This window comes from Roseomonas sp. 18066 (assembly GCF_902706185.1).
Classification (GTDB): Bacteria; Pseudomonadota; Alphaproteobacteria; order Acetobacterales; family Acetobacteraceae; genus Pseudoroseomonas.
This window is the reverse complement of record NZ_CACSJM010000213.1, coordinates 1-8,273: the sequence shown is the minus strand read 5'-3', so window position 1 is coordinate 8,273 and position 8,273 is coordinate 1. Positions and strand designations below refer to the sequence as shown.

Below are 8,273 nucleotides of genomic sequence, written 5' to 3'. Positions count from 1 at the left end.
CCCCCACCGACGCCGACCAGCCGCCCGCCGGCGCCACCGCCGCCCTGGTGCTGGCCGATGGCCGCGTCTTCTGGGGCCGCGGCTTCGGCGCGCACACCGTCCCCGGCGGCGAGAAGGGCGTCGGCGAGATCTGCTTCAACACCGGCATGACGGGGTATCAGGAGACCCTGACCGATCCGTCCTATGCCGGGCAGATCATCACCTTCACCTTCCCGCATATCGGCAATGTCGGCGCCAACCAGGAAGACCTGGAGAGCATCACCCCGGCCGCGCGCGGCCTGGTGGTGAAGCTGGACGTGACCGAGCCGGCCAATTACCGCGCGACGAAGCACCTGGACGCCTGGCTGAAGAGCTTCGGCATCCCGGGCATCGCCGGCATCGACACCCGGGCGCTGACGGCGCGCATCCGCGACGGCGGCGCGCCGAACGGCGTGCTGTCCTTCCCCGCCGATGGCCGCTTCGACGTCCCCGCGCTGAAGGCCGCCGCCGCCGGCTGGCCGGGGCTTGAGGGCATGGACCTGGCGAAGGAAGTGACCTGCCGCCAGTCCTATGGCTGGAGCGAGGGGCTGTGGTCCTGGGGCCAGGGCTACAACCTGACGCCAGCCAAGAAGCACAAGGTGGTCGCCATCGACTACGGCGCCAAGCGCAACATCCTGCGCTGCCTGGCCGATGCCGGCTGCGACGTCACCGTGCTGCCGGCCGACGCCACCGCCGAGCAGATCCTGGCGCAGAACCCGGATGGCGTTTTTCTGTCCAATGGCCCCGGCGACCCGGCGGCGACCGGCGTCTATGCGGTGCCGGCCATCCAGGGCGTGCTGAACGCCGGCAAGCCGGTCTTCGGCATCTGCCTCGGCCACCAGCTGCTGGCCCTGGCCCTCGGCGGCAAGACCTTCAAGCTGGAGCGCGGCCACCGCGGCGCCAACCAGCCGGTGCAGGACCTGACCACCGGCCGGGTCGAGATCACCAGCCAGAACCATGGCTTCGCGGTCGACGAAAAGTCGCTGCCGGCGAATGTCCAGGTCACCCATGTCTCGCTGTTCGACCATTCGAACGAAGGGATCGCGGCGACCGACCGCCCCGCCTTCTCGGTGCAGTACCACCCGGAGGCGAGCCCCGGCCCGTCGGACAGCCACTATCTCTTCCACCGCTTTGTCGAGATGATCGAGAAGCACAAGGCGGCCTGATCCTCCAGCGGCCGCCAGGCGAGGGAGAGACACGGATGGCTGGGATGTTCGATCTGACGGGCCGCGTGGCGCTGGTCACCGGCGGCAATGGCGGCATCGGCCTGGGCATGGCGCGTGGCCTGGCCGCGGCCGGGGCGCGCATCGCCGTGGTCGGCCGCAACGCGGCCAAGAACGCGGCCGCCATCGCCGAGCTCGGCGGCGATTCCTTTTCGGTCATCGCCGACCTGACGCCGGCCGACGCCCCTGCCCGTGCGCTCGCCGAGGTGTTGGACCGCACCGACGGCCGCCTCGACATCCTGGTCAACAATGCCGGGACCAATATCCGCCGCCTGCCGCAGGAGGTGACGGACGAGGACTGGGCGACCGTCATCGACACCAACCTGACCAGCGTGATGCGGCTGACGCGCGCCGCCTATCCGCAGCTGAAGGCCAGCGGGCATGGGCGGGTGATCTGCATCGGCTCGATGATGTCGATCTTCGGCCTGCCGCTGTCGCCGGCCTATGGCGCCAGCAAGGGCGGCATCGTGCAGTATGTGCGCAGCCTGGCCGTCGCCTGGGGCCCGGACGGCATCACCGCCAACGCCCTGCTGCCCGGCTGGATCGAGACCGAGCTGACGGCCGGCGCCAAGCGCGACATGCCGCAGCTGAACGCCAATGTCCTGGCCCGCACGCCGCAGAAGCGCTGGGGCCTGCCGGCCGATTTCTCCGGCATCGCGGCGTTTCTCGCCAGCGACGCGGCCGCCTTCGTCACCGGCACCGCCATCCCCGTGGATGGCGGCATGTCGGTGCACGGCTGACGCGCCATGCTGCCTGCCACCACCCTGCTGACCTTCTCGATCCTGGCGCTGGGCCTGGCCATCACGCCGGGACCGAACATGCTCTACCTGGTGTCGCGCTCGGTGGCGCAGGGGCCGCGGGCCGGGCTGGTCTCGCTGGCCGGGTGCCAGGCGGGCAGCCTGGTGATCATGCTGGGCGCCGCCGCCGGCGTGACCGCGGCCCTGCTGGCCGTGCCCTATGCCTATGACGTGCTGCGGCTGGGCGGTGCGGCCTATCTCGGCTGGCTCGCCTGGCAGAGCCTGCGGCCGGGCGGCCAGCCGCTGTTCGCGCCGCGCGCCCTGGCGCCGGAGCGCGACGGCAAGCTCTTCGCCGTCGGCACCGCCACCGCGCTGCTGAACCCCAAGGTGGCGATCTTCTACGTCGCCGTCATGCCGCCCTTCATGGACCCGGCGCTGGGCTCGCTGTTCTGGCAGGGCGTCACGCTCGGGCTGGTGCAGATCACGGTGGCCACCATCGCCGATGCGGCGCTGGTGGTCGGCGCCGGCGGCGTCGCCCGCTTCTTCACCCGCCGCCCGCGCTGGGCGGCGCTGCAGCGCTGGATCATGGGCGGCGCGCTGGGCGGGCTGGCCATCAGCCTGGCCCTGCAGAGCAAGCGATGAGTTTCTGCCGGTTTTCCTGAGTTTCGACCCGATTTCCTTCGCGGCCCGCCGGCCGGCTTCACCCCCGGCCCGCCCAACCGAATGAGCGACCTGACATGCCGAAGCGCACCGACATCAAATCCATCCTGATCATCGGCGCCGGCCCGATCGTCATCGGCCAGGCCTGCGAGTTCGACTATTCCGGCGCCCAGGCCTGCAAGGCGCTGCGGGCGGAAGGCTACCGGGTGATCCTGGTGAACTCGAACCCGGCCACGATCATGACCGATCCGGGCCTGGCGGATGCCACCTACATCGAGCCGATCACGGTCGAGATGGTGGAAAAGATCATCGCCAAGGAGCGCCCGGACGCGCTGCTGCCGACCATGGGCGGCCAGACCGCGCTCAACACCTCGCTGAAGCTGGCCGAGGCCGGCATCCTCGAGAAGTACGGCTGCGAGCTGATCGGCGCCAAGGCCGAGGTCATCGACAAGGCCGAGGATCGCCTCAAGTTCCGTGATGCCATGACCAAGATCGGCATCGAGAGCCCGCGCAGCCACATCGCCCACACGATGGAAGAGGCCCGCGCCGGCATGGAGCTGGTGAAGCTGCCCTGCGTCATCCGCCCCAGCTTCACCCTCGGCGGCACCGGCGGCGGCATCGCCTACAACCGGGAAGAGTTCGAGCAGATCGTCACCGCCGGCCTCTCCGCCTCGATGACCAGCGAAGTGCTGATCGAAGAGTCGGTGCTGGGCTGGAAGGAATTCGAGATGGAGGTGGTCCGCGACACCGCGGACAACTGCATCATCGTCTGCTCGATCGAGAACCTGGACCCGATGGGCGTCCACACGGGTGACTCGGTGACCGTCGCCCCGGCGCTGACGCTGACCGACAAAGAATACCAGCGGATGCGCGACGCCTCGATCGCCTGCCTGCGCGAGATCGGCGTCGATACCGGCGGCTCCAACGTGCAGTTCGGCATCAACCCGGTCGATGGCCGCATGGTCGTCATCGAGATGAACCCGCGCGTCTCGCGGAGCTCGGCGCTGGCGTCGAAGGCCACCGGCTTCCCGATCGCCAAGATCGCCGCCAAGCTCGCCGTCGGCTACACGCTGGACGAGCTGAAGAACGACATCACCATGGTGACGCCGGCCGCCTTCGAGCCGACCATCGACTATGTCGTCGTCAAGATCCCCCGCTTCACCTTCGAGAAGTTCCCGGGCACCCCCGCGACGCTCACCACCTCGATGAAGTCGGTGGGCGAGGCCATGGCGATCGGCCGCTCCTTCGCGGAAGCCCTGCAGAAGGGGCTGCGCAGCCTGGAGACCGGGCTGTCGGGCCTCGACGACCTGCCGCCGCCGGGCGACGGCTCGAAGGAGGCGCATATCGCCTCGCTGGCGACGCCGAAGCCGGACCGCGTGCTGAACGTCGCCCAGGCGCTGCGCGCCGGGCTGACGGTCGAGGAAATCCACGAGGCCTGCCGCTTCGAGCCGTGGTTCCTGCGCGAGATCGAGAAGATCGTGCAGGCCGAGGAAGGCGTGCGCGCCGAGGGCCTGCCGCAGGACACGACCGGCCTGCGCCGCCTCAAGGCCATGGGCTTCGCCGACAAGCGCCTGGCGGTGCTGACCGGGCAGAGCGAGGCCGCGGTCATGACGCACCGCCTCGGCCTCGGCGTGCTGCCGGTCTACAAGCGGATCGACACCTGCGCCGCCGAGTTCTCCTCCGACACCCCCTACATGTACTCGACCTACGAGGGCGGCTTCGGCACGCCCGAGTGTGAGTCGCGCCCCACCACCGCCAAGAAGATCATCATCCTCGGCGGCGGTCCGAACCGGATCGGCCAGGGCATCGAGTTCGACTATTGCTGCGTCCATGCCTGCTACGCGCTGAACGAGGCCGGCTTCGAGACCATCATGGTCAATTGCAACCCGGAGACGGTGTCGACCGACTACGACACCTCCGACCGGCTGTATTTCGAGCCGCTGACCGCCGAGGACGTCATCAGCCTGATCCGCAAGGAGCAGGAGGCCGGAGAGATCCTGGGCTGCATCGTGCAGTATGGCGGCCAGACGCCGCTGAAGCTGAGCCAGGCGCTGCACAAGGCCGGCATCCCGATCCTGGGCACCAGCGCCGAGGCCATCGACATCGCCGAGGACCGCGAGCGCTTCCAGCAGCTGCTGAAGGGCCTCGGCCTGAAGCAGCCGCAGAACGGCATCGTCCGCACCCTCGACGAGGCGCTGGTCGAGGCGGATCGCATCGGCTACCCGGTCGTCGTCCGCCCCTCCTACGTGCTCGGCGGCCGCGCCATGGAGATCGCCTACAACAAGGAGCAGCTGCTGCGCTTCGGCCAGGAGGCGGTGAAGGTCTCGGGCGACAACCCGATCCTGATCGACCAGTACCTGCAGGACGCGATCGAGGTCGATGTCGACTGCATCTGCGACGCGGCGGGCGAGGTCTATGTCGCCGGCGTCATGGAGCATATCGAGGAAGCCGGCATCCATTCCGGCGACAGCGCCTGCTCGCTGCCGCCCTATTCGCTGCCGCCCTCCGTCATCACCGAGCTGAAGGCCGAGACCGAGGCCATGGCCCGGGCGCTGCAGGTGCGCGGCCTGATGAACGTCCAGTACGCGGTCAAGGACGGCGAGATCTTTGTCCTCGAGGTGAACCCGCGCGCTTCCCGCACGGTGCCCTTCGTCGCCAAGGCCACCGGCGTCGCGGTCGCCAAGATCGGCGCCCGCGTCATGGCCGGCGCCAGGCTGTCCGAGTTCAAGCTGGATGACGAGGCGATCAGCCGCCACGTCGCGGTCAAGGAAGCGGTCTTCCCGTTCAACCGCTTCCCCAATGTCGATGTCATCCTCGGCCCGGAAATGAAGTCGACCGGCGAGGTGATGGGCCTCGACGCCTCCTTCGAGCGCGCCTTCGCCAAGAGCCAGCTCGGCGCCGGCGTCAAGCTGCCGGAGAGCGGGGCGGTCTTCGTCTCGGTCAAGGAAGGCGACAAGAAGGCGGCCATCTCCTTCACCCGCCGGCTGATCGACATGGGCTTCCAGGTGCTGGCCACCCGCGGCACCGCGGCCGCCCTGCGCGAGGCGGGCCTCGCCGTCTCCGTGGTGAACAAGGTGATGGAAGGCCGGCCGCATTGCGTGGACGCCATCCGCAACGGCGAGATCCAGATGGTGATCAACACCACCGGGACCGGCCAGGCCATCGCCGACAGCTTCGACATCCGCCGCGGCGCGCTGACCCATGGCATCCCGCACTACACCACCATGGCCGGTGCCCGGGCGGCGGTGCATGCGATCGCGGCGCTGAAGGCCGGAACCCTTGATGTGGCGCCGCTCCAGGCCTACTTTCCCCCTTCGTTCTGAGGCGGAGCGGGGCGGGACCGGGGTGACCCGGTCCCGCCCGCTGCGGTTCTTCCCCTTGGGTGAAGCCCGGGCCCAGGATCGGGGTCCCGGGGAACGAGGCTGCTCTTTCCAGCGGGCACCGCCCGGTTCTGGTTTTCCATCGGCGCCGGATCCCCGGCGCCGCCATGCCGCCGGGCGCATCGTCCGGCGGCTTTGCCGTGTATGAAGGAAGGGACTGCCGTGCAGAAGTTCCCGATGACCGCCGAGGGCCTCGCCAAGCTTGAGGACGAGCTGCGGCACCTGAAGTCGGAAGAACGCCCCGCCGTCATCCGGGCGATCGCCGAGGCGCGCGAACATGGCGACCTGTCCGAGAATGCCGAGTACCACGCGGCGCGCGAGCGCCAGTCCTTCATCGAAGGCCGCATCGCCGAGCTCGAATCGGTCGTCCCCTCGGTCGAGGTGATGGACATCGCCAAGCTGGCCGGCGACCAGGTCCGCTTCGGCGCCTATGTCACGATCATCGACGAGGAGAGCGAGGAGGAGAAGACCTACCGCATCATCGGCGCGCATGAGGCAGACACCAAGCTCGGCTCGGTCTCGATCTCCTCGCCGCTGGCCAAGGCGCTGCTCGGCAAGAAGGCCGGCGATTCCGTCGAGGTGCCGGCGCCCGGTGGCGCCCGCGCCTATGAGATCGCCAAGATCCGCTTCACCTGACATGACCAGCCGTGGCCTGGGCGGCGTCGCGCTGCCCGCCGGCGGCCTGGCAGCCGAGCTGCCGGCGCCGCCCTCCATCAGCCTCGCCGACGTGCGCGAGGCCGCCGCCCGCATCAAGGGCGCGGTGCTGCGCACTCCCATGGTCCCGGCCCCCGTCATCGGCCGCGCCGCCGGCTGCGAGGCCTGGCTGAAGCTGGACAACCTGCAGGCCACCGGCGCCTTCAAGGAGCGCGGCGCCGCCAACCGCCTGGCGCTGCTGACGACGCGGGAGAAGTCGACCGGCGTCATCGCCATGTCGGCCGGCAACCATGCCCAGGCGGTGGCCCGCCATGCCCAGCTGCTGGGCATCCGCGCCACCATCGTCATGCCGCGCTTCACCCCCGCCACCAAGGTCGTCCGCACCGAGAGCTGGGGCGCCGAGGTGGTGCTGCACGGCGAGACCCTGGCCGAGGCCGCCGCCCATGCCCATGCGCTGGCGCTGCGCGACGGCCTGACCTTCATCCACCCCTATGACGACCCCGGGGTGATGGCCGGCCAGGGCACCATGGCGATCGAGATGCTGGAAGACGTGCCCGGCCTCGACACGCTGGTCTTCCCGGTGGGTGGCGGCGGCCTGCTGGCCGGCTGCGCCGCCGCGGCGCTGGAGCTGAAGCCCTCGCTGACCGTCTATGGCGTCGAGGTCGAGGGCTATCCGGCCATGGCCCAGCGCCTGGCCGGCCAGCCGGTCGCCGTCGGCGGTCCGACCATCGCCGAGGGCATCGCCGTGCGCGATGTCGGCGAGCGCCCCTATGCCCTGCTGAAGCACCTGGGCATCGAGGTGCTGGTGGTGCCCGAGCGCGCCGTGGAGCAGGCGGTCGCCCTGCTGGCCGAGGGCGCCAAGGTGGTGGCCGAGGGCGCCGGCGCCGCGGGCGTGGCCGCCCTGCTGACCCACCCTGCCCGCTTCGCCGGCAAGCGCGTGGGCACGCCGGTCTGCGGCGGCAATATCGACGCCCGGGCGCTGTCCAACGTGCTGCTGCGCCAGCTGCTGCGCGACGGCCGCATCCTGCGCCTGACCTTCGACATCCCCGACCGGCCCGGCGTGCTGGCGGATATCTCGAAGCGGATCTCGGATGCCGGGGGCAACGTGATCGAGGTGAAGCACCAGCAGCTCTTCGGCGCGCCGACCGTGCAGTCGACCGAGCTGGAGCTGATGATCGAAGTGCGCGACGCCGCCCAGGGCAATGCCATCATCGCGGCGATGGAAGCGGGCGATTACGTGGTGCGGCGGGGCTGAAGAAAAGACAGGGAAAAGGCCAGGGGGAATGAATTCCCCCTGGACCCCCATCTTTTTTCTGGGGTGACTGCCGTGTCCACGTGGGGACGGCCGGCTAAACGGCCCAGCCAGGGCGCGACCTGTGAGCCGGCGCTGATTTTAATAAAACGGCGTCCCGCCGCGCTGCCCTGGTGTCGCTTGTGGCCGGGCGCTGCCCATCAAACGGCCAACAGAATAGAAAAAAGAAGCGACTGTCTTGGGTGTCAAGCGGTCTGCTCCTTCGCGGAGGTTGTGGTTCTCCAGGGTGTTGAGCTTTGGAGGATGGCATTGAGGATGGTGAGCAGCTTGCGGGCGATGGCGATCAGGG

General features: G+C 69.5%; 6 protein-coding genes. All 6 read left to right on the top strand.

Annotation, left to right across the window (positions count from 1 at the left end):
• A partial coding sequence (gene carA / locus GVN67_RS26815) for a glutamine-hydrolyzing carbamoyl-phosphate synthase small subunit (RefSeq protein WP_160000379.1) occupies positions 1-1,184 on the top strand: 1,184 nt, incomplete at its 5' end.
• Positions 1,185-1,228: 44 nt separating this feature from the next.
• Positions 1,229-1,981: an SDR family NAD(P)-dependent oxidoreductase gene (locus tag GVN67_RS26810; RefSeq protein ID WP_235035545.1), complete on the top strand. Its 753-nt coding sequence runs from the start codon at positions 1,229-1,231 to the stop codon at positions 1,979-1,981.
• A 6-nt stretch (positions 1,982-1,987) separates the two neighbouring features.
• Positions 1,988-2,620 (top strand): LysE family translocator, encoded by a 633-nt coding sequence (locus GVN67_RS26805; protein ID WP_160000377.1) that lies wholly within the window; start codon positions 1,988-1,990, stop codon positions 2,618-2,620.
• A 95-nt stretch (positions 2,621-2,715) separates the two neighbouring features.
• Positions 2,716-5,961, top strand: coding sequence for a carbamoyl-phosphate synthase large subunit (gene carB, locus GVN67_RS26800; protein WP_160000376.1), 3,246 nt, complete (start codon positions 2,716-2,718; stop codon positions 5,959-5,961).
• 219 nt (positions 5,962-6,180) lie between these two features.
• Positions 6,181-6,654 carry a transcription elongation factor GreA gene (gene greA / locus GVN67_RS26795; protein ID WP_160000375.1) on the top strand — a complete coding sequence of 158 codons (474 nt, stop codon included), beginning with the start codon at positions 6,181-6,183 and terminating at the stop codon, positions 6,652-6,654.
• A gap of 1 nt (position 6,655) precedes the next feature.
• On the top strand, positions 6,656-7,927 hold the full coding sequence (locus tag GVN67_RS26790; RefSeq protein WP_235035543.1) for a threonine ammonia-lyase: 1,272 nt from the start codon (positions 6,656-6,658) through the stop codon (positions 7,925-7,927).
• Positions 7,928-8,273 lie beyond the last annotated feature (346 nt).